The 21,269-nt window shown below is 46.4% G+C and carries 19 protein-coding genes; all 19 read left to right on the top strand.

The genetic code is table 11. The features are described 5' to 3' along the window. The first annotated feature begins 53 nt into the window (after positions 1-53). The 19 genes from FYJ66_RS00170 to FYJ66_RS00260 all read left to right on the top strand — a co-directional run bounded on the left by FYJ66_RS00170 (position 54) and on the right by FYJ66_RS00260 (position 21,245). Positions 54-1,280: a metal-dependent hydrolase family protein gene (locus tag FYJ66_RS00170; protein WP_154571510.1), complete on the top strand. Its 1,227-nt coding sequence runs from the start codon at positions 54-56 to the stop codon at positions 1,278-1,280. 322 nt (positions 1,281-1,602) lie between these two features. Then, positions 1,603-2,808: a M20 metallopeptidase family protein gene (locus FYJ66_RS00175; protein WP_154571511.1), complete on the top strand. Its 1,206-nt coding sequence runs from the start codon at positions 1,603-1,605 to the stop codon at positions 2,806-2,808. 141 nt (positions 2,809-2,949) lie between these two features. Then, positions 2,950-4,170 carry a hypothetical protein gene (locus FYJ66_RS00180; RefSeq protein WP_154571512.1) on the top strand — a complete coding sequence of 407 codons (1,221 nt, stop codon included), beginning with the start codon at positions 2,950-2,952 and terminating at the stop codon, positions 4,168-4,170. A 147-nt stretch (positions 4,171-4,317) separates the two neighbouring features. Beyond that, on the top strand, positions 4,318-5,499 hold the full coding sequence (locus FYJ66_RS00185; protein ID WP_154571513.1) for a M20 metallopeptidase family protein: 1,182 nt from the start codon (positions 4,318-4,320) through the stop codon (positions 5,497-5,499). A gap of 195 nt (positions 5,500-5,694) precedes the next feature. Continuing rightward, entirely contained in the window at positions 5,695-6,369 is a 675-nt protein-coding gene (locus FYJ66_RS00190; RefSeq protein WP_154571514.1) for an amino acid ABC transporter permease, read from the top strand. Then, complete coding sequence (locus FYJ66_RS00195; RefSeq protein ID WP_154571515.1) at positions 6,370-7,092, top strand: amino acid ABC transporter ATP-binding protein; 723 nt, start codon at positions 6,370-6,372, stop codon at positions 7,090-7,092. A gap of 211 nt (positions 7,093-7,303) precedes the next feature. Beyond that, positions 7,304-8,113 (top strand): M48 family metallopeptidase, encoded by an 810-nt coding sequence (locus tag FYJ66_RS00200; protein ID WP_206156928.1) that lies wholly within the window; start codon positions 7,304-7,306, stop codon positions 8,111-8,113. 153 nt (positions 8,114-8,266) lie between these two features. Continuing rightward, positions 8,267-8,998, top strand: a complete 732-nt coding sequence (ftsE, locus tag FYJ66_RS00205; protein WP_154571517.1) for a cell division ATP-binding protein FtsE — start codon at positions 8,267-8,269, stop codon at positions 8,996-8,998. After that, a complete protein-coding gene (gene ftsX / locus FYJ66_RS00210) occupies positions 8,988-9,881 on the top strand; it encodes a permease-like cell division protein FtsX (RefSeq protein WP_154571518.1) in 894 nt (297 codons plus the stop codon). Before ftsE ends, ftsX begins: the two co-directional genes overlap by 11 nt. A gap of 75 nt (positions 9,882-9,956) precedes the next feature. After that, complete coding sequence (locus FYJ66_RS00215; protein ID WP_154571519.1) at positions 9,957-11,132, top strand: murein hydrolase activator EnvC family protein; 1,176 nt, start codon at positions 9,957-9,959, stop codon at positions 11,130-11,132. A gap of 149 nt (positions 11,133-11,281) precedes the next feature. Then, on the top strand, positions 11,282-12,955 hold the full coding sequence (gene recJ / locus FYJ66_RS00220) for a single-stranded-DNA-specific exonuclease RecJ (protein WP_154571520.1): 1,674 nt from the start codon (positions 11,282-11,284) through the stop codon (positions 12,953-12,955). Between the two features lie 22 nt (positions 12,956-12,977). Continuing rightward, positions 12,978-14,483, top strand: coding sequence for a S41 family peptidase (locus FYJ66_RS00225; protein ID WP_154571521.1), 1,506 nt, complete (start codon positions 12,978-12,980; stop codon positions 14,481-14,483). An 85-nt stretch (positions 14,484-14,568) separates the two neighbouring features. Continuing rightward, positions 14,569-15,156 (top strand): 4'-phosphopantetheinyl transferase family protein, encoded by a 588-nt coding sequence (locus FYJ66_RS00230; RefSeq protein ID WP_154571522.1) that lies wholly within the window; start codon positions 14,569-14,571, stop codon positions 15,154-15,156. A 21-nt stretch (positions 15,157-15,177) separates the two neighbouring features. Beyond that, the gene (locus tag FYJ66_RS00235) at positions 15,178-15,738 is read left to right on the top strand and encodes a RecX family transcriptional regulator (RefSeq protein ID WP_154571523.1); all 561 of its coding nucleotides are present in this window, start codon (positions 15,178-15,180) and stop codon (positions 15,736-15,738) included. Beyond that, positions 15,735-16,871, top strand: a complete 1,137-nt coding sequence (locus FYJ66_RS00240) for a DNA recombination protein RmuC (protein ID WP_154571524.1) — start codon at positions 15,735-15,737, stop codon at positions 16,869-16,871. Before FYJ66_RS00235 ends, FYJ66_RS00240 begins: the two co-directional genes overlap by 4 nt. Before the next feature lie 3 nt (positions 16,872-16,874). Next, positions 16,875-17,579 (top strand): metallophosphoesterase, encoded by a 705-nt coding sequence (locus FYJ66_RS00245; RefSeq protein ID WP_154571525.1) that lies wholly within the window; start codon positions 16,875-16,877, stop codon positions 17,577-17,579. Positions 17,580-17,582: 3 nt separating this feature from the next. After that, positions 17,583-18,761 carry a phosphopentomutase gene (locus FYJ66_RS00250; RefSeq protein ID WP_154571526.1) on the top strand — a complete coding sequence of 393 codons (1,179 nt, stop codon included), beginning with the start codon at positions 17,583-17,585 and terminating at the stop codon, positions 18,759-18,761. A 74-nt stretch (positions 18,762-18,835) separates the two neighbouring features. Then, positions 18,836-19,885, top strand: a complete 1,050-nt coding sequence (locus FYJ66_RS00255; protein ID WP_154571527.1) for a diacylglycerol/lipid kinase family protein — start codon at positions 18,836-18,838, stop codon at positions 19,883-19,885. Between the two features lie 40 nt (positions 19,886-19,925). Next, a complete protein-coding gene (locus tag FYJ66_RS00260; protein ID WP_154571528.1) occupies positions 19,926-21,245 on the top strand; it encodes a D-alanyl-D-alanine carboxypeptidase family protein in 1,320 nt (439 codons plus the stop codon). Positions 21,246-21,269 lie beyond the last annotated feature (24 nt).

Raw genomic sequence — 21,269 nt, forward strand, 5'->3', positions numbered from 1 at the left:
TGGCCTTTTGTTATTTGCTATTTGCTGTTTATATATAAAAAGGGGTAAAGGGAATGAGAAAAGTAATATTCTGCGGGGAGCTGTTTACCGCTGAAGATGAAACTGTCAGGAAAAATATGGCAGTTGTGGTGGAAGGAAATAAGATCGTTCAATGTGTGGACAGATCTGAATATAATGAAAAAGAGCTATCAGGAGAGGATGTGGAAATAATCGATCTCTCAGATAAATTTGTAATGCCTGGGCTGATTGATGCTCACGTTCACCTTGTACTGGACGGTGATCCCAATGTAGACAAGGCCTATTACAAGCTTCACGGAGAGCTGGCCATTCAAGCTGAGGTGGCAGCCAGAGAGGATCTGATGGCCGGATTTACTACAGTCAGAGATGAGGGCGACATCCATTATGAGGCCATTGCAGTAAAGAAATGTGTCGACAGCGGCATAATCTCAGGCCCGAGAATAATTGCTTCCGGCGCCCCTCTTACAGGAGTAGGCGGACACGGAGACAGCTTTTTCGGCCCGGATGTGCAGAACGTATCTGTAGGTGCGGTTATCAACGGGGCAGATGAGGCTATGAAGGCCGCCAGAACAAATTTCAAATACGGAGCAGATCAGATAAAGCTGTTTGCAACAGGGGGAGTAATGTCTTTTGGAGATGATCCAGGTTCATCGGAGCTGACCTATGAAGAGATGAAGGCTGCCCTTGATGTGGCAAATTCCAAGGGAAGGATTTCTTCGGCCCACGCCCACGGTGCAGAGGGAATCAAAAACGCTATCAGAGCCGGAATTACAACGATTGAACACGGCATGCTCATTGATGATGAGGGCATGGAGATGATGGCCGAAAAGGGAGTATACCTGGTTCCTACTATTATCGCTGCAGAGAAGATAGTGGAATACGGCAAGGAAGGAAAACTTCCGAAGTGGATGGCCGATAAGGCAGAACAGGTTCTGGAGAATCATGGAGAGCATATTAGAAAAATGCTGAAGATGGGCGTGAAGATCGGCTTTGGAACAGATTCGGGAACGGCCTTTGGATATCACGGACAGCAGGGCTATGAGTTCCAGCTGATGACAGAATTCGGATTTACTCCTGCAGGTGCACTTCTGGCTGCAACAAAGGTAAATTCGGAGATGCTGAGAGCAGAAGATAAACTGGGAACTATCAGGCCGGGAAAACTGGCTGATATTGTAGCTTTCGACGGCAATCCTTTAGAGGATATAAAAGTCATGACAAATTGCACATTCGTAATGAAAGACGGAAAAATTTATAAAAACTGAATTGATAGAAAATAACAAAATTGATTAATTCGGTAGAATTGATTTGGACTCGGTAATGTTAAACAGGTGAGAAAGCCATTCAAGGCTGCTCATCTGTTTTTATTTGACAACAAATAAAGTACACGAAAAAAATGAACACAATATACGTTTATGAAATAATACAAAAAATAAGGCACTAATTGTTTGACGACAATAAAAACTGTGCTATAATACCACATGTCACCGAGATACAATTATGAAATATCACAATTGTCGCCGGAGGGGACCGGCGGTGAATTAAATTTTAGGGACAAGAATTAAAAGAGGGTAAAGGGGCTTTGAGATGACTGAGAGAAATATTTTTGAAAGAGCTAACGGAATCTACGAGGAAATCCGGGACATCAGAAGAGATTTTCACAGGCATCCAGAACTGGGATATCACGAAACCAGGACGGCTGCAGTGATAAAAGAAAAACTCCAGGAATACGGAGTCGATTCCCTGGAACAGCCTACAGAAACTTCTGTAGTTGCATATATTAAAGGCAGAAAAGGCGATGGCAGGACAGTAGCTATAAGGACGGATATTGACGCACTTCCTGTATGTGAGCAGACCAATCTTCCTTTTTCCAGTGAGAATCAAGGCGTCATGCACGCCTGCGGCCACGACTTCCACGCGGCCATGATGCTGGGAAACGCAAAGCTCCTCTGCGAGATGCGGGATTCCTTCTGTGGTACGGTGAAGGTAATCTTCCAGCACAGTGAAGATACTCAGCCGGGAGGCGCCAAGGAACTGGTGGCTATGGGCATCATGGACGATGTAGATGCTATTCTGGGAATGCATGTTTTTCCAGATGAAGATCCGGACAATTTCGGAGAGGTACTCCTTAAGAGCGGGCCTATGACTACATCGGCAGATCTGGTTCAGGTAACGGTAAACGGCCTGGGAGGTCATAGTTCCCAGCCACATCTCCTTCATGATCCAGTTCTGGCAGCTGCCCAGATGATAGTGCTGATGCAGCAGATACAGTCAAGATATACCGACGCTAACGAGACGGTGATTCTGCCAATTGCATATCTGAGAGGAGATAGTGCTATCAATATTATTCCAGACAAAGTTGAATTCGGCGGAGCTGCCCGTACTTACAGCAATGAAGTCAGGGATGTAATTGAAGATCAGGTTCGTAAAATCGCCCGTGGTGTTGAAGAAATGTCGGACTGCAGGATAGATGTGGATTATGTCCGGGGCTATGCTCCAGTAATAAATGACAGGGAGCTTACAGAAACTGCCCGGAAGGCAGTGGCTAAGGCCCTGGGAGAAGACAAGGCTGTTTATGTAGAGAAGCCTATGAACTTCAGCGAGGACTTCAGCGCATATGCCGATGTAAGCGGCAAACCGTGCACCTTCATGCTGGTGAAAGCCGGAAACGCTGGTCATTTTGCACCTCTGCACAACGGAACCAACACCATCAACGAAAAGGTCATCCCATATGGAATGACGGCTATGGTTGCGGCAGCCCTGGAATATCTGGATGAGAACTGCGGCTGCTGATGAGCCGGGTTCATGACAAATGGTTATAGAGCCGGAAAAAGGCTTTGTAATATATTCGCCCTTTTGGGGTAGGGCGATCTGCTTTATTTATTAGTTATTGCTGGTTTTAAAATTACTAACCAAACAGAAAGGACTAGAGAAATGGTTTTATACAATGCTTTTTCAGCATTTGTACTGATGGCTATCTGCTACGTATTAGGTGAATGGATATCCACAATCACCAAGGCATGGGTACCATCTGTATTCGCATCTGCTGTACTTTACTTACTTGGATACTGGACATTCTTCCCAAAGACAATCGGTACTGATTCAGGACTGGTTCCGTTTGCAGGAACAATAGCAATGCTGCTTTTGATCGTACACATTGGTACTATCATCAGCGTAAAGCAGCTCTTGGAGCAGTGGAAGACCATTGTTGTCTGCCTTACAGGACTTGCAGGAATGGTGCTGGTCAGCTGGTTTGTAGCACCTCTGTTCATGGACAAGACTTTGATGATCGCAGGTCTTCCTCCTCTGACAGGCGGAGTTATTGCTGCTACTACAATGCAGATGGCTGCACAGGCAAAGGGACTGAAGGTAGCTGCTACATTTGCCGTAACAATCTACTGCGTACAGGGATTTGCAGGTTATCCTCTTACAGCAATCATGCTTCATAAGTTCGGAAATAAAGAGCTTGCTAAGCTGAGAAGCGGAGAAATCGTTCTTACTGAGGAAATGAAGGAAGCAAATAAGCAGATTGGTATGACCGTTGTAAACGACGATTCCAAGGTAAAGAAGCTTCTGCCAAGAGTTCCTGATAAGTACAACACTCCAGTATTCATGCTGGCTAAGGTGGGCCTGGTTGCATGGTTCGCTTCACTGGCAGGACAGTTAAAATTCGGATCAGTTACTATTTCAGCAGCTATCTGGGCACTTGTATTTGGTGTAATATTCTGTGCTATCGGATTCCTTGACACTAACATTCTGAACAGAGCAAATTCTTACTGGATCAGCATGTTCGCTCTGATGATGGTCGTATTTGACGGACTTAAGGGTCTGACCCCTGCAATGCTTAAGTCTATTATCGGACCAATGATCGGACTCATCGTTATAGGTGTTATCGGTATGGCTGTATTTGCATTCATCGTATCAAAGATTTTCAAGATGTCTTTCTACCTGGCATTTGCAAATGGCCTGACAGCACTTTACGGATTCCCGGCAGATGCTATCATCTCCGAATCCACATGTAACGCACTTTCCAGCGATCCTGATGAGAGAAACTACCTGATGAGCAAGATCTTCCCATCAATGATCGTAGGTGGATTCACAACAGTAACTATTACATCTGTATTCCTGGCAGGAATCTTCGCTACACTGCTCTAAGCAATGGACGGTGATTCTGGAGATTGAAGATTCAGAAAACAGATTAAAACTAGATGCTCAGGCCACTATGTGGCCTGATTTCATGGTCTGGTTGCTTAAATATGGCAAAACAGACCGTGGCTTTTCATATACTAGGGAGGCGTAATCATGGATATGAAAGAAGTTGCAGCAAAGTATGCTGATTATCAGGTAGAGATGAGAAGATGGTTCCATCATAATCCGGAATTGAGTGAAAAAGAGTTTGAGACTGCTGCAAAGATCAGAGAAGAGCTGGACAAGATGGGAATTCCGTGGGAGCACTGCGGACTGGAAACATCAACTCTGGCAACTATTAAAGGAGCTAAACCGGGCAAAACAGTTCTCATCAGAGGTGACATGGACGCCCTTACAGTAACTGAGCAGACAGGACTTCCTTTTGCATCAAAGAATCCTGGTGTTATGCATGCCTGCGGCCATGACTGTCACATGTCGATGATGCTTACAGCTGCCCATATCCTTAACGATATGAAAGATGAGCTGTGTGGTACTGTTAAGCTGGCATGGCAATCCTCTGAAGAAGTTGCAACAGGTGCAAAGGCCATGGTTGCTGACGGAGCTATGGACGGAGTTGATGGCTGCTTCGCCATTCACGTCTGGGGAGATGTGCCGGCAGGAAAGGTGACCTGCGATGCAGGCCCTAGAATGGGTGCAGCCCGGAAGTTCGAGATTGATGTAAAAGGTTATTCCGGCCACGGTGCCCAGCCACATGCTGCTGTTGACGCCATCGTTGCCGGTGCCGCTATTGTAAACAGCCTGCAGACCATCGTTTCCAGAAAAATTAATCCGGCAGAACCTGCAGTAGTAACAGTAGGAACATTTAATGCCGGTGAAAGATGGAATGTAATTTCCGGAAATGCAAGACTGGAAGGAACCACAAGATGTTTCAGCTATGATGTCTTTGACAAACTGCCTGAATATGTTGAGCAGGTTGCTGTAGATACTGCAAAGGCTTACGGATGTACTGCCGAGGTAAAGGATACTCTGCTGGTACCACCGGTAGTAAACGATCCTGAAATGGCAGCTCTGGCAAGATCTGCAGCAAGGGAAGTCATTGATGAGGAAGCTCCCGTTAACATTCCACCTACAACAGGAGGCGAGGACTTTGCATACTTTATGGAAAAAGCTCCTGGCTGCGTTCTCCTTCTGGGCGTTGGAGACGAGGCATCCGGTGCATGCTATCCGAACCACAACAGCAAATTTACTGTTCACGAGCCTGAACTGATTAAGGGAGCTCAGATTTACGCTAAGTTGGCTATGGACTTTACTTCTGGAAAAAAAGTGGAGTTCTAAGACAGGCCTTCGACTAGCCGTGATTACTCCAGCGTTAATTCGCTGGAGTTTTTTGTTATGTGATTTTATAAATTGATTATGAATAAATATTAGGTTTATTGTATTTATTTCAATATTCTCTTGAAGAGGGGCAGTTGACCATGCTATTATTACAAAGCTTGAAAAAATCTGTGTTAGTGAAAGAAGGAATGGTGCATGGTAGCATTATATTGGAAAGGTTTTCTGATTGCCTGTGAAGGTATTCCTGTTACGGTAGCAGTCAGTCTTGTGGCAGTTCTTATTGGAGGGGTTATAGGTCTGTTTCTGGCTTTGCTCAGACTTGCCCGCAATCCTGTTCTGCATAATATTGCAAAAATATACATCGACGTTGTAAGAGGAACACCAATGGTAGTTCAGGCCTTTATCTTCGCCTATGGTATCCCACAGCTTCTTCAGAGCAACGGAGTCCAGTTCAGATGGTCCAATCTGGTAATACCGGCTGTAATCGTCTGTGGCCTTAACAGTGCTGCATACATGGCAGAGATTGTCCGCAGCGGAATTCAGGCCGTGGACAAAGGCCAGATGGAAGCGGCCAGATCTCTTGGAATGAACAAGTCCATGGCAATGAGGCTCATCATTATTCCACAGGCAGTAAAGGTGATCATGCCTGCTGTAGGAAATGAGTTCGTAACCCTTATAAAAGAAACTTCAGTGCTGAGCTTTGTAGGCGTTGTGGAGGTTATGAGAAAAGGAGCCCTGTGGAATGCGGCTACTTTCGAGACCTTCCCGGCTTATATCGGCGTAGCTCTTGTTTACATGCTTCTGACTATTCCTCTGTCTAAGATAATCGGAAAGGTCGAGAAGAAAATGGGACACGGGGAGGCAGCATAAATGATAGAAATAAAGAACTTACATAAAAGCTTCGGAAATCATCAGGTGCTGAAAGGCATAGATCAGACTGTAGATGAATCGGAAGTTCTGTGCATTATCGGACCATCAGGCTCCGGAAAGTCAACAATGCTCCGGTGCATAAACCATCTGGAAGAGCCGACGTCCGGGGAAATCCGGATTGACGGCGAGCTCATTACCGAGAAGAATATTAATGAAGTGCGGAGAAGAATGGGCATGGTTTTTCAGGGGTTCAACCTGTTTCCCCATAAGACCGTTCTTGAGAATATCACTATTGCGCCTGTAAACGTTAAGGGTGTTTCAGTTGAGGAAGCAGAATCAAAGGCCATGAAGCTTCTCAAGAGAGTAGGCCTGGAAGACAAGGCTAATGCCTATCCAAAGTCTCTGTCCGGAGGGCAGCAGCAGAGGGTAGCCATAGCCAGGGCTCTTGCAATGGATCCTGAAGTAATGCTCTTTGACGAGCCTACCTCGGCCCTGGATCCTGAGATGGTAGGAGAGGTTCTGAATGTAATGAAGGACCTGGCAGAGGAAGGACTTGCCATGATCGTTGTGACTCACGAGATGGGATTCGCAAAAGAGGTTGCTGACAAAGTCATTTTTATGGATGATGGTGTTATAGTTGAGGAGGGAACTCCAGAACAGGTTATCGAAAATCCGCAGCAACAGAGAACACAAGACTTCCTGTCAAAAGTTCTGTCAGTTTAGTTCTGCTTGAAATCAGCATTATTGAAACGGATTAATACAATTGAACGTACACGAGAGGGGATGCCGGAGATGTGGCATCCCCTTTCTTGAGATAGAAAGATGATAGAAAAAGATATGAAAAAGCCGGATATGGGGATTCTTCTGTTTGAGAAATCGGATGAAAACGTGTAGAATCCCGGTAAACGAAATTCGCTTATGGGGGAGGTTCTATTTGGCAGGCAGCATCAAAGGCAGAAATCACAGGGATATAAGTAGAAGGATGGGCAGAAGGACAGGCGCCGGAGGTAAAGGCAGAGGCTCTGTGATAAAGGCTGAAACCATTGAGATTAGTGGCTTGAAGGTGCATTTTTACAGGAAGAACATTAAGAACATGTATATAAGACTTCAGGAAGATGGATCAGTGGTTCTGTCTGTTCCTGCCGGAATGCCTGAAAAGACAGCAATAGATTTTTTCAAATTCAGGGAGCAGTGGATAAGGAAGAACCAGATGCGGACAGGAATGGAGCCTGGCAAACCCGTAAGGAGATATGCGCCGGGAGAGAAGTACAGGCTTTTTGGAGAATTGTATACTATTGATATAAAGCCGGCAGGCAGATACGGATGCAAGATAGACAGGGATAGGAAAGAAATATGCATTTCAGTGCCTCCACATAAGACTGCCATTGATACAGATAAGTACATGAATCAGGTTTCGAGAAAGGAACTCAGAATTGTACTGGAAGAGGCTGTGGAGAAATGGGAGGGTATAACAGGAGTGAGATGCAGCGGGTGGTCAGTTTCATCCATGACTTCCCGGTGGGGACTCTGTGTTACACCGGCAGGGACACTGAGATTCAGCGCCAGATTAGCTCAGCAGCCCGTTGATGCCATTGAATATGTGGTCCTTCATGAACTGGCCCATATCACATACCCTGATCACAGTAGAAACTTCTGGAATTATGTCTATAGTTATATGCCTGAAGCACCACAGATAAAGAAGGAAATGAGAATGATAATAGACTATCTGCCGCCTTCGGAATAACAGATACACAATATGTAGTGGAAATATGGGCCTGAAGATATGGCGGATGAAGTAAACGATAATATTAATAATAAAATCTTGTAGACAATATTTTATTATTTTGTCGTTTTAGGGTATAATCATCTGTGTTTATATAAGATGCCGGAGGTATTGATGATTATATTTGACGATGTCAGCAAGAATTATGGGTCTAATGTAGGTCTGGCTAATGCTTCGGTCCACATCAACAAGGGAGATTTTGTTTTCCTGGTGGGACCCAGCGGTGCAGGAAAGACAACATTTATCAGACTTATTCTGAGAGAAATCAAGGAGGACAGCGGTCATATTTACGTTGCCGGAAATGATATAACACAATTCTCCAGAAGAGAGATACCAGAACTGAGACAGAAGATAGGAATGGTATTCCAGGACTTCCGCCTTATAGAGAAGAAAACTGTCTTTGAGAACGTAGCTTTTGCAATGGAAGTTGTGCATAAGAGAAAGAAGGAAATCCGCAAGCAGGTTCCTCACGTTCTTGACCTGGTTGGAATTGCAGACAAGGCCAACAGATATCCCAGCGAGCTTTCTGCCGGTGAACAGCAGAGAGTGGGAATAGCCCGGGCTATAGTAAACAACCCGAGAGTGCTCATTGCAGACGAGCCTACGGGAAACCTTGATCCGGTAACTGCAATGGAAATCATGGAAATACTGGATAAGATTAATTTAAGAGGAACCACAGTCCTGATGGTCACTCATGCCAAGGATATTGTAGATAAAATGAATAAGAGGGTAGTAGCTATTGATCACGGCCACATCGTAAGAGATGAACAGGGATCCTACGGATTCACAGATGATGAGGTCAACCTCTATTTCAGTGATGAGGAGGTAGATCAGTATGTTTTCTAAAATCGGTTATGCCCTCAGGCAGTCCTTTGCCCAGATAGGAAGAAACAAGGGCGTGAACGTGGCTGCCGTTCTGGCTATTACGGCGATGATGCTCATACTGGGAATATTTTTCGTCGCTTTCGTAAACGTGGATTTATTCGCAAATGTAATAAGTCAGGACTACAACGTAGTAAACGTATACCTGACTGACGGAAACGATCAGGCGGCCAACGACAATATCAAGAGCCAGCTTGAGAACGTCAAGGGTGTGGAGAATATCGAATACAAGAGCAAGGCTGATGCCCTCAAAACCATGAAAGAACGGTGGGGTAGCAACGGATATCTGCTGGACAACCTGGACGAGAATCCTCTGCCTGACTCTTTTATTGTTTACGTTAAAGACAAGAAGGCTGCAGACCAGGTGGCCAAATCAGCAAAGACTTTGTCAGGAGTAGATGACGTAAACTATTATCAGGATACTATTGCTAAACTGGCCAGAGCAACCAGGTTTATCCGAAACGCATCTGTGGTTGTGATGGTATTCCTTATTGTGGTATCGGTTATCATAGTTGCCAATACCATAAAGCTTACGGTTTTCAACAGATCAAAGGAAATCGGTATTATGAAGTACCTGGGAGCAACGGACTGGTTCGTCAGAGGGCCGTTCCTCCTGGAGGGAATTATTCTGGGATTCATCTCAGCAGCCATTGCATCTGGCTTGATGTATCTGCTCTATGGACAGATAACAAGTCTGGTGGGACAGGATCTGATGAGGATTTTTTCAGTACCGGTTGTGCCGAGTTCCTACCTTATCCCGAACCTGATGGCAATATTTGCAGCACTGGGAATAGGCATCGGAACCTTCGGAAGTATTATTTCAATCAGAAGATTCCTGCAGAGATAAGTCTGGAAGGTGCAGTCACTGCTAGAACCGGTGACTGTTGACATACACTACTTACTATTAGAAAGGAAGGAGATTATGGGAAAAAAGAAAGGTATACAGATAATTCTCACTGTTGCGCTGGTTGTTGCAATGGTTGCAGGTTCTGTTGCCGGTTCCATGGCCGCCACCACTTCCCAGAAAGCAGCCCAGGCAAAGAAGGAAGCTGCAGATGCCGGCAATAAGGCAAAAGAATTATACGAACAGGTTGACAAAGCCCAGGACAAGATTGATTCACTTCAGGGACAGATCGACAAGACTTCAGCTGATCTGGCACAGACCCAGAAGAATCTTGATGCAAAGAAAGCAGAGGTTGATTCACAGACCAACTCCTTGAACAACAGATTGAGCGCCATGTACAAGACTGGTTCAGTTGGAATGATAGACGTTGTCCTGAGTTCCGACAACGTATCAGATCTGATTACTAATATAGCCATGGTACACAAGGTGCTGAAACATGACCAGGACCTCCTTTCTTCTCTTGAAGATGACTATGCTGAGATTCAGACTCTTGAGAAACAGCAGCAGCAACAACAGCAGCAGCTGGCAAACGACAAGGCCAAGGTGGAAGAAACAAAGAAGTCGGTAGCTTCCCAGGCAGATCAGTATGCAAAGCTGGAAGATGAGAAAAATACTCAGGCTGATCAGCTTGCTGCTCAGGCGGAAGCAGAGCGTATTGCTGCAGAGAAGAAGCTGGCTGAAATGGAAGCTCAGCGCCAGCAGCAACAGCAGCAAAGCAATTCCGGATCATCAAGCTCAGGTAGCAGTGCTGGAGGCGGAAGTTCTTCTTCCGGGGGAAGCACAGGTGGATCCGGTTACAGGTGGCCTCTTAACATTGGCATGTACAGCAATATCACATCACTGTTCGGATGGAGAATTCATCCTATCTTCGGATACAGAAAGTATCACGACGGAGTTGACATTGGAGTAGGATCAGGGACTCCTGTATATGCTGTTGGAAACGGCATCGTAACAAGAGCAAGCTGGAACGGCGGATATGGAAACTGTGTAATGATTTCCATCGGAAACGGATACACCACATTGTACGGTCACCTCAGCGGATATGCTGTAAGCAGCGGCCAGTATGTAAGCAAAGGTCAGGTAGTAGGTTATGTAGGATCAACAGGATGGTCCACGGGACCTCATCTGCATTTCTCACTTATCAGATACGGAACTTACATCAATCCGTATCTCCTGTGGGGTGTAAACTACTAGACCGGAATTATTGAATATCAATATTTTCATGTAGAATCCGAGATCATTGATCTCGGATTCTGGTCATTCTGGGATAATTTGGTAAAATAGGAACCGGACCTGGAGCAGAAAACCGGGTATTTTTGAATAGCTTTTAGAAAGATATTTTAATGAACATATTTGATAATAATACTAAGAACATACCGGCAAGGATACTGGAGATAATGAAGAACCGGGGAATAACCGGGCCGGAGGAGATTCGCGAGTACATATCCAGAAAGCCTCAGACGGCATACGACCCTTTTCTGATGAAGGGAATGGATGAGGCTGTAAGCAGGATTTTTCAAGCAGTAGATAATAAGGAGAAAATTGTTGTATACGGCGATTACGATACAGACGGAGTGACCTCTACAGCCCTTCTTATGAGGGCAATAGGCACATATACTTCTAATCTCTCCTATTACATTCCTTCAAGGCTAGATGAAGGATACGGACTTCATAAAGAATCTATAAGCAGGATAAAGGAAGAAGGTGCAGATCTTCTCATATCTGTAGATTGCGGTGCAACTGCAGCAGAAGAGGTGGAATTTGCCCACAGCATTTCCCTGGATACTGTCATAACAGATCATCACAACGTGGGAGAGAAGAAAGCTCCCGGAATTGTGGTGGATCCCAGGGACAAGGATTCGGGATACCCATTTACCGGCCTGGCGGGAGTAGGCGTAGCCTACAAGCTGGTTCTGGCCCTGTCTGCCGAGAGGCCCCTTCCACCGGGGATGAAGCTCAGCCTTCTGGAACTAGTTGCTATAGGCACTATCGGAGACATAATGCCTCTTACAGATGAAAACAGGACTATTGTTAAGTACGGCTTGAACGTAATTAACAGCGGAAGAGGCTGCCTGGGAATAATGAGGCTCATCGAAATGGCAGGATTGGATTACAAGACCATAACTGCCACCGGCCTGGCCTTCGGTATAATTCCAAGAATCAATTCTGCAGGCAGACTGGGAGACGCTTCAGTAAGCGTTAAGATGCTCCTTTCAGAAAATGAAGATTCGGCAGAAGTTTACTGTTCAAGACTTATGGAATTAAATGACAGGAGAAGAAGCCTTCAGGATAAAGCCTATGAAGTCTGCCGGCCTGAGGCAGAGCATCAGCTGGAGGACGGTGACTTTCTCCTGATTGAGGCAAGAGGAGTTCACGAAGGAATCCTGGGAATCGTGGCAGGAAAGATAAAAGAAGAAATGCACCGGCCTGTAGTAATTGTTACTCCAGGAGGAGAGGATGGCCTTTGGAAAGGCACTGGCCGTTCTGTGGAAGGCGTTAACCTTTTTGAGATGCTTAATAAATACAACCAGAGGTTCGTTCACTTCGGAGGACACAATGCAGCCTGCGGTTTTACCATCGAGGAATCTGAAATTGCTCAGCTGAGAAAAGACCTTCAAAGAGACATGGCCCAGGTCTGCAGGGAGAACCCGGATGTTTTTGATGAGCCTGTCTTTGTAGATGAATACATTGGAATTGAAGAGGCAGACCTTGATCTTGCAGAAGGTTTGAAATTATTTGAGCCCTGCGGCAAGGACAACGAGATGCCCGTATTCGGATTTTCAAATGTGCGCATAGAGGACTGGAAATTCCTGAAAAACGGCAGAAAGTACGCCCGTTTCTCAGTAGTAGCCGGAAGAGACCGCATTACCGGACTCCTTTTCCACAATGCGGAGGACGCCCTGAGCCTTGCTGAATCTGGAGAGCCTCTTGATGTATACGGAAAGCTGGAGATAAACAATTGGAGAAATATTAGCAGCGTTCAAATGATAGTGGACGGAATAAGACTGTCGCGATGAAAAATACCACTGCGAGAATAATATGAGTGAAAAGATAAACGAAACGATAAACAATGAGGAAGAAGTGAGCCTGGGTCTTAATCCGGGGGCACCTTCTGAACAAAGTGGAGGAATGGGCCTTGATCCGTCGGGAGATCTTCTGGAGGAACTGAGACAGGAGATGAACGGAGAAGAGCTGGGCCTTGAACCCGGGGAAAAGTCTGAACCGGAGATTCCTTTCCGCCATCCGGGCAACTATGATGAAAATAAGAACGGAGGGGCTTTTCAGGATGACAGAATCAGAAGAGATAATCCAGATAATGACAGGAAAATGAATTCTGCCAGCAGCTCCAGTACGGATAAGAACAGCAAATCACCGGTAATCACCCTTACCCGCAGAATGCTGGTGTTCTTCTGCCTGACTGCCCTGGCAGCAGGATGCCTGCTGACTCTGGGCGGTTTAAAAATCTTCCTGTCCACAGACAGTGGAGGAAGAATAGTCAGCAGCAAAACCCTTAAATACTATAAAGACCTTGATGAAAACTGGGGGAAATACTACCAGATCCAGAAGACCATTGATCAGTCCGGCCTGTATAAAACTGACAGAAAAAAGCTGGACAAAGCTGTAGCAGAGAGTATTATCTCCTCATCCCCGGATCCCTACGCCCAGTACATGACGAAAGAAGAATACGATTCTTTTTCCAGAAAATACATTGACTCATACACAGGCATCGGAATCTCCGTAGAAGAAGGAGAGGGAGGACATCCGCAGGTAGGCCGGGTCATTGAAGGTGGAACAGCAGAGGAACAAGGGCTGAAAAGTGGTGATAAGATCCTTACCGTAGATGGCCACAGGGTTTCTTCTGTGAAGGAAGCTTCGGCCAGGCTTCGGGGAAAAGCAGGAACTTCTGTAGACCTGGTGGTGAACAGAGGAGGCAGCCAGCTGAAATTCCGGGTGGCCAGAGCCGAAGTTCAGGACAAGGCTTTGGAGTACAGGATTTACGATAAAAGCAGTGGGACAGGCTACATCCACATGATGACTTTCAGAGAGGGCACATCAGAGGAACTGGACAGGGCTATAAAGGACTTGAAGGATCAGGGCTGTAAAAAAGTGATTATCGATCTGCGGGGAAACCCCGGCGGCATAGCCAGAGAGGGAATCAAATGTGCGGATCTTCTTCTGCCGGCTTGCAGGATCATAACTGTAAAGAAACCTTCGGGTAAAGAGAAAATATACAATTCAGACAGCAGCAATGAACAGATTTCCTATGTGCTCCTTACAGATGGGGAAACAGCCAGTGCTGCAGAGATTTTAGCCTGCGCCGTCAAGGACAACAAGGGAGGAAAAATTATCGGCTCGAAAACTTACGGAAAGGGGCTTATACAGGGAATTTATCCACAGAAAGACGGATCGGTGCTGAAAATAACCACCGAAGAGTATATTTCACCTTCTGGAGAAAAGATTAACGGCAAGGGCATTGAACCTGATATTTCCGCTTCAGGAGACCCGGTGGCCCAGGGGGCCGGTATATTAAACGGTGCACAGTAATGGGTTGCTGACATGGGGTAATAATCTGTTTATAATAGATAAGATACATATAAATTGTCGTTGATTTGAGTAAGGAGGGGCTCACATGTATTTGTTCCATTCAGGAAATTTCAAGGGAGGAAGAACTGCCAGCAGGGCATTGCTGGCCAATGCAATCAAAGATTACTGCGCCCTTTCTGATATCCGGGGCGTTGACGCGGAGGAACTGGTAAAACAGATTGTGACTAGTGAAAACGGAAAACCTTCCATACCGGGGTTTGCCCACTTCAGCGTTTCCCACAGCGGACAGTACTGGGCCGTTCTCTTCGACAGCGAACCCTGCGGTCTGGACATCCAGCTGGGCAAGGACCTGGATTACATGGCAATAGCAGAAAAGTACTATTCTGAGAAGGAACTGGAACGGGTGAAGATGTTCGGCTATGATGAATTCTTTCATATCTGGACCAGGAGAGAGGCCTTTGTGAAAGCCATTGGTTCTACTGTTTTCAGTCCCACTCCGGAACTGCTTTTCGGCCAGTATGACTGCAACATCGAAGTGGAACATGAAGGTGTGATATGGCAGGTAAGAGACATAGAAATGCCGGTTAAGATCTTTGCATCTGTTTGCACCAAGAGATTCGAACAGGTGAAGCCATATGCCATGGAGTTTGCCGACAGGTTTGTCAGAGAGTAATGGAATTAAACGGAGGTGCCTGTGTCAGGACCAAAAGATAATCCCGGAAACAGGGGATCAGCTGAATCAGGAAAAAAGAATAAAAGCCCCATGGAAGAGGCATTGAACTTCCTGAAACACAGGATGAGAACCGTTTCAGAAATGAGGGAGAGGCTCAAGGACAGAGGGTACGATCCGGAAGAGATAAAGGATACCATCCAGGAGCTGAAACAGCTCAGGTATCTGGACGATGTGGAGTACGCTCAGATTTTTGCCGGGCGAAGTCTGGAAAAGGGCAGAGGCCGGCTCCGCATTGTCAGAGAGCTGGAAGAGCGGGGCATTGACAGAGAAACTGCAGAGAATGCAGTAGATGACGTAAGCTACGAGAAGGGAATAGACCCTTTTACTGCAGCCCTTCAGGTGGCAAGGCTTGAGATGGAAAAGCTTAATTACGGCAGGCCACAGGCAGGGGCAGACAGCACGGAAGACCAGGAAGAGGAGAACAGAAAAATCCAGAAGATAGGAAGGAAGCTGGCCAGGCTGGGATATTCCAACTCAGATGTTTTCAAGGTTATGGACCGGCTCAGGAGGGATGAACAATGACAGGCATGGGAGCAATCCTCATAGGAATAATAAGCGTTGCCGCCCTGGTATTGTCAGCCCTTGTACTGGTCAGAATTCATAGCTATTCAGAGAAACTGGATACATATTTCAGCACCTATGGGAGAATGATTTCAGATGCTCAGAGTGCAATGGCCCGCCAGCAGGACGACAGGCTCAGGTCTCTGGACGAGAACTTCAGCAGACTTCGAACTGAGAACAACATGCAGATGGAGAACATCCGCCAGACCGTTGACGAGAGAATGCAGAAATCCCTGGACTCCAAGCTGACTCAGTCATTCAGCCTGGTAAACGAAAGGCTTGAGCAGGTTTACAAGGGCCTGGGTGAGATGCAGCAGGTTGCAGAGGGAGTAGGAGATCTGAAAAAGATTCTCTCAAACGTAAAGACCCGGGGCATACTGGGAGAAGTTCAGCTGGAAACCATATTGTCAGAAATTCTGACGAAAGACCAGTACGATGTAAACGTGGCCACAAGACCGGGGAGCAGGGACCGGGTAGAGTTCGCAATCAAGCTTCCGGGAGACGGGCACAGCACCGTATATCTTCCTGTAGATGCGAAGTTCCCGGGAAATACTTATGCGGCGCTGCTGGATGCCTATGACTACGGTGACAAGGAAGAAATCCAGCGCTGCACCAGAGAACTGGCCACTACCATAATGAAGGAAGCCAAAGACATTCAAACCAAATACCTGGAGCCCCCTGCCACAACAGATTTTGCTATCATGTTCCTTCCCTTCGAGGGCCTGTATGCAGAAGTGGTCAGAGCCGGTCTGATAGAAACCCTCCAGAGGAAGTACAGGGTAACAATTGCAGGGCCAACTACCATGTCAGCCCTGCTTAACAGCCTGCAAATGGGCTTCAATACCCTGGCAATTGAGAAGAGATCAGATCAGGTATGGAAGCTGCTGGGGGCAGTACGCACGGAATTTGACACCTTCCAGTCTGTCCTTGAAAGCACCCAGATGAGGATAAACCAGGCAAACGATGACCTGGATCGCCTTGTGGGGGTAAGAACAAGGCAGATAAGAAGAAAGCTTCAGAATGTGGCACAGATTGACCAGAATGATGCCAGACGCATTCTGGATCAGGACATACCCTCCGGGGAAGGAGAGTAAAGTATGAAAATATTCGGAATTGCCGACACACACCTGTCCTTCTCGCCATCGGTGGACAAACCCATGAGTATTTTCGGAGAAGGATGGGAGAATTATGAAGACAGGCTGGAAAAGGCCTGGAGGTCCATGATCAGTGAGGAGGACTATGTTGTAATTCCCGGGGATATTTCCTGGGGATTGAAGTTTCAGGAAGCAGTGCCGGACCTGGACTTTATTCACAGCCTTCCCGGAAGAAAGATTCTCCTTAAGGGGAACCACGATCTGTGGTGGAGCAAGATTACTATGCTCAACACCCTCTACGATGACATGATTTTCATTCAGAACAGCTGCGTTCCTGCAGGAGATTCTGGAGTGGTGATATGCGGCTCAAGAGGATGGAAACTGCCGTGGGCAGAGGATTTTGACGAACACGACAGAAAGATATATAACCGGGAGCTGCTCAGGCTGGAGTCCAGTCTGAAGGAAGGAAGAAAAAAAGGTGATATCCTTATTGCGGCCATGCACTATCCTCCCGCAGAGGAAGGCCGGCGCCAGTCGGATTTTACCAGTCTTCTCGAAGAATATGGGGTAAAAATATGTGTTTACGGCCATCTTCACGGACCGGCAGCCTTCGGCAAGGGAATAAAGGGCCTGCAGAACGGCACTGAATACAAGCTGATTTCTCTTGATTATCTGGGCGGCATTCCGAAGTTGATAATGGAGGTATAAGACATGAGAGTGATTCTTATAGTGATGGACAGCCTGGGAATAGGCAGTCTTCCTGACGCCTCATCCTATGGAGACGAAGGGGCCAACACCATCAGCCACATTACAGAAAAATGCGGTAAACTTAATATTCCCAACCTGGAAAGCCTGGGTTACGGCAATATTACCGGAAACTCAGATGGAGTGTACGCCGTGGCCCGGCCTGCAGGCTGTTTCGGCAGGCTGGCAGAAGCATCCAAGGGAAAGGATACAACTACAGGTCACTGGGAGATTGCAGGTCTGGAAACAGATGTGCCTTTCAAAACCTATCCTGAAGGATTTCCTAAAGAGTTCATGGATGCATTTCATGAGGCAATCGGGACAGAAACCTTGGGCAATTATCCGGCTTCCGGAACTGAAATAATAGAGGTCCTGGGAGATGAGCACGAAGCCACAGGAAAACCAATCGTATACACCTCGGCAGACAGCGTGTTCCAAATTGCCGCAAATACAGATGTTATACCTCTGGAGAGGCTGTACCAGATATGCGAAATTGCCAGGAAGATGCTTACTGGAAAATTTGCCTGCTGCCGTGTTATTGCCCGGCCTTATGAGAAGGTGAATGGCAAGAGAGTGAGAACTCCTGACAGAAGAGACTATTCTGTAGATCCGCCGGAAAAAACGGTGCTGGACAATATTGCCGAAGCAGGACAGACCGTATATGCAGTGGGAAAAATCAGAGATATTTTCAACGGAAAAGGCATTACTACTGCCGTACACACCGTATCCAACATGGATGGGGTTGACAAGACCATTGAGGCCATCAACAAGGACTTTAAGGGCCTGATATTCACAAATCTGGTGGACTTTGATGCCAAGTTCGGACACAGAAGAAATCCGGAAGGATACGGCCGGGCAATAGAAGAATTTGACAAGAGAATTCCGGATATCATAAGGGCCATGAATATGGATGACGTTCTCATGATTACAGCTGACCACGGCAATGATCCTACATGGACTGGAACAGATCACACGAGAGAATACATTCCACTTATGATATACACTCACGGAAATGCTCACGGTGAGGACCTTGGAACCAGGAAGACCTTCGCCGATATAGGAGCGACCATTGCTGATCTTCTGGATGTGAAGAGACCCCTTCACGGCAAAAGCATGAGCGGGTACATCGAAGTATATCCAGATTGACGGTGAAGCAGGAAATTAACTGGAGACCAACCAGCTTCTGGGCAGGTCCAGTACGATGAACCAAAGAGATTTATATGAGTAACAACAGAACAAAGTACCACTTTATAATCAACCCGGTATCAGGGAAGGGCAAAGGGCCTGAGAACTTCAGACATAAGCTGGAGAATTACAGAAAACATGATGACAGAGACATAATTCTCCATACTACCAACGGTGCCCTGGATGCTCTGGATACTGCTGCAGCCATTACCAGGGAATGTATGGAAACAAATACCCCCGCAGTTATTTTTGCATGTGGTGGAGATGGCACACTTAACGAGGTGGCCAACGGTATTGCAGATTTCTACTATGATAACACAGAAAGCATAAGTAACATTCAGCCCGGTCAGGCAGATTCTGAAGGGGCAGGTAGAGGAAAATCCGTAGCTCTGGGGCTGGTTCCTGTAGGCAGCGGAAACGACTTTGCCAGATATTTTGACAGAACCGGGGATTTTACTGACATCGACAAACTCCTTAAGGGGTATGTGACCAGCACAGATCTTCTCAGGTTGACCTGGGATGAAATGGACGAATCTGAGGGAAAGGTTGTCCACCGCCACAGATACTGCATAAACGGAATGAATCTGGGCCTGGATGGAAACACAGCTATTCTTGCAGGTGAACTGAGGAAATATCCTGTTATCCGGGGTTCAATGTCTTATATTCTTGCTTTGGGAATCAACACGGCGGGGATGAACGGTGCAGATGTAGATATAATCGCAGACGGAGAGGCGTTCTACTCAGGAAAACTTCTGCTTTCTACAGTGTCAAACGGACGTTTCTGCGGTGGCGGCGTTGAGAGCTGCCCCAAGGCAAAAATTGATGACGGACTGGCAGAAGTTCTGGTGATTCCACAGGTCAGAAGAAGAACTCTTTTCAGACTTTTTCCAGACTACAAGAACGGGAAGCTTATGGACAGAAAGGATTTTGACAGCCTTGCTAAATACAGGAGAGCTGAAAAAATCACACTGATTCCAAGGAAAGGATATATGGAGTTCGTGGCTGACGGAGAGATACTGAAAACCGGAAAGCTGGACATTGAAGTCATGCCGGGAATGATTCCCCTGTTCCTGCCGTCAAAGTAACAATAACCAACTATTTTTTTTCAATCTGAAAGTGTAGGCAATGATCAACAAGTTTCTGAGTAATATTAAAATCACGGGGAGAACTGTGGTTCTCCCTTTATTAATAAGCGTTCTTATGCTGGCGGAACTGACTGTTCCTGCCTTTGGTGAAGTAGTTCCCGTAGGTGGAAAAAATATACAGGAACCGGATGTTACCGCAAAGGGAGCGATTCTGTACTGCGTAAATACTGACAAAGTTATATATTCTAAGAATACAGATACCAAATTCCTTCCATATAGCATTACAAAACTCATGACAGCCCTGATTGCAGCAGAAAAACTCCCTATGGACGAGAAGGTTACAGTTTCCAAAAAGGCAGCTGAACAGGGGGGCTCCACCATGTCCCTGCAGGAAGGGGAGGTAGTCACTGTAAAACAGCTGCTCTACGGCACGCTGATCCTGTCGGGAAACGATGCTGCATATGCTCTTGCCGAAACCTGTGGCGGAACAGAGGAACATTTTGTAAAAATGATGAACGACAGGGCGAAGGAAATGGGCTGTACCAGCACTCACTTCGCAAATCCCAACGGTCTTACAGACGACATCAGCAGCCACTATACTACGGCCTCGGATTTTCTGAAGATCACCAAGGCGGCAATGGACAACTCTGTTGTCAAGAAGATTTCCGGCACCAGAAAATATTCCATGTCTGCTACTAACAAGAGGGAGGAGGAAGTATTCAAGACCCATCTGCCTCTTCATAACAACAAGAAATCCGGAGTAGTTGCGGGTAAGACGGGATTCTGGGACGAGGAAAACTGTACTGTCGCTGTTTATTATGATAAAAACAACCTGGAGATGATAGAAATCCTTCTGGACGACACTGAGAAGGAAAGGCCAAATGATATGAAGGCCCTCTTCAAATACGGCAGCAAGGTAGTTCCAGGATTCAGAGCCGCTGAAAAGGGAGAGGTTGAAGGGAAGCTGTGGATTGCCGGCGGCGCCATTACCAGGGTACCAGTGGTGGCAGAAAAGTCCGTATACAGTTATCCTGCAAACAATAAAAAATCCTCTGTAAAAACCAAGCTTGTAAGGAACAAGAACGTGTCAGGTCCTCTTAAAAAAGGACAGACCGTAGGAACCTTGAAGGTTTACACCAGCGGCAAGCTGACAGCTTCCACACCAGTGAAGGCTGCCAGGGATGTGAGAAAAGGCTGGTTCCCGTCAAAACTGTATATTTCCAACCTGGCCTTCGTGATTATTATGCTTGTTCTCCTTTTGATCTGTCTCCTGGTTCGAATCCGGAAGATAAACTCAGCTCGCAGGAGAAGAAAAAGAAGAAGAAAAGGCAAAAGGAGACAGGGAAGATCCGGACGGTAGGGAAATCCGGGAAGGGGAGGACCA

This window comes from Allobaileyella intestinalis, from assembly GCF_009695865.1.
Taxonomy (GTDB): Bacteria; Bacillota; Clostridia; order Peptostreptococcales; family Anaerovoracaceae; genus Allobaileyella; species Allobaileyella intestinalis.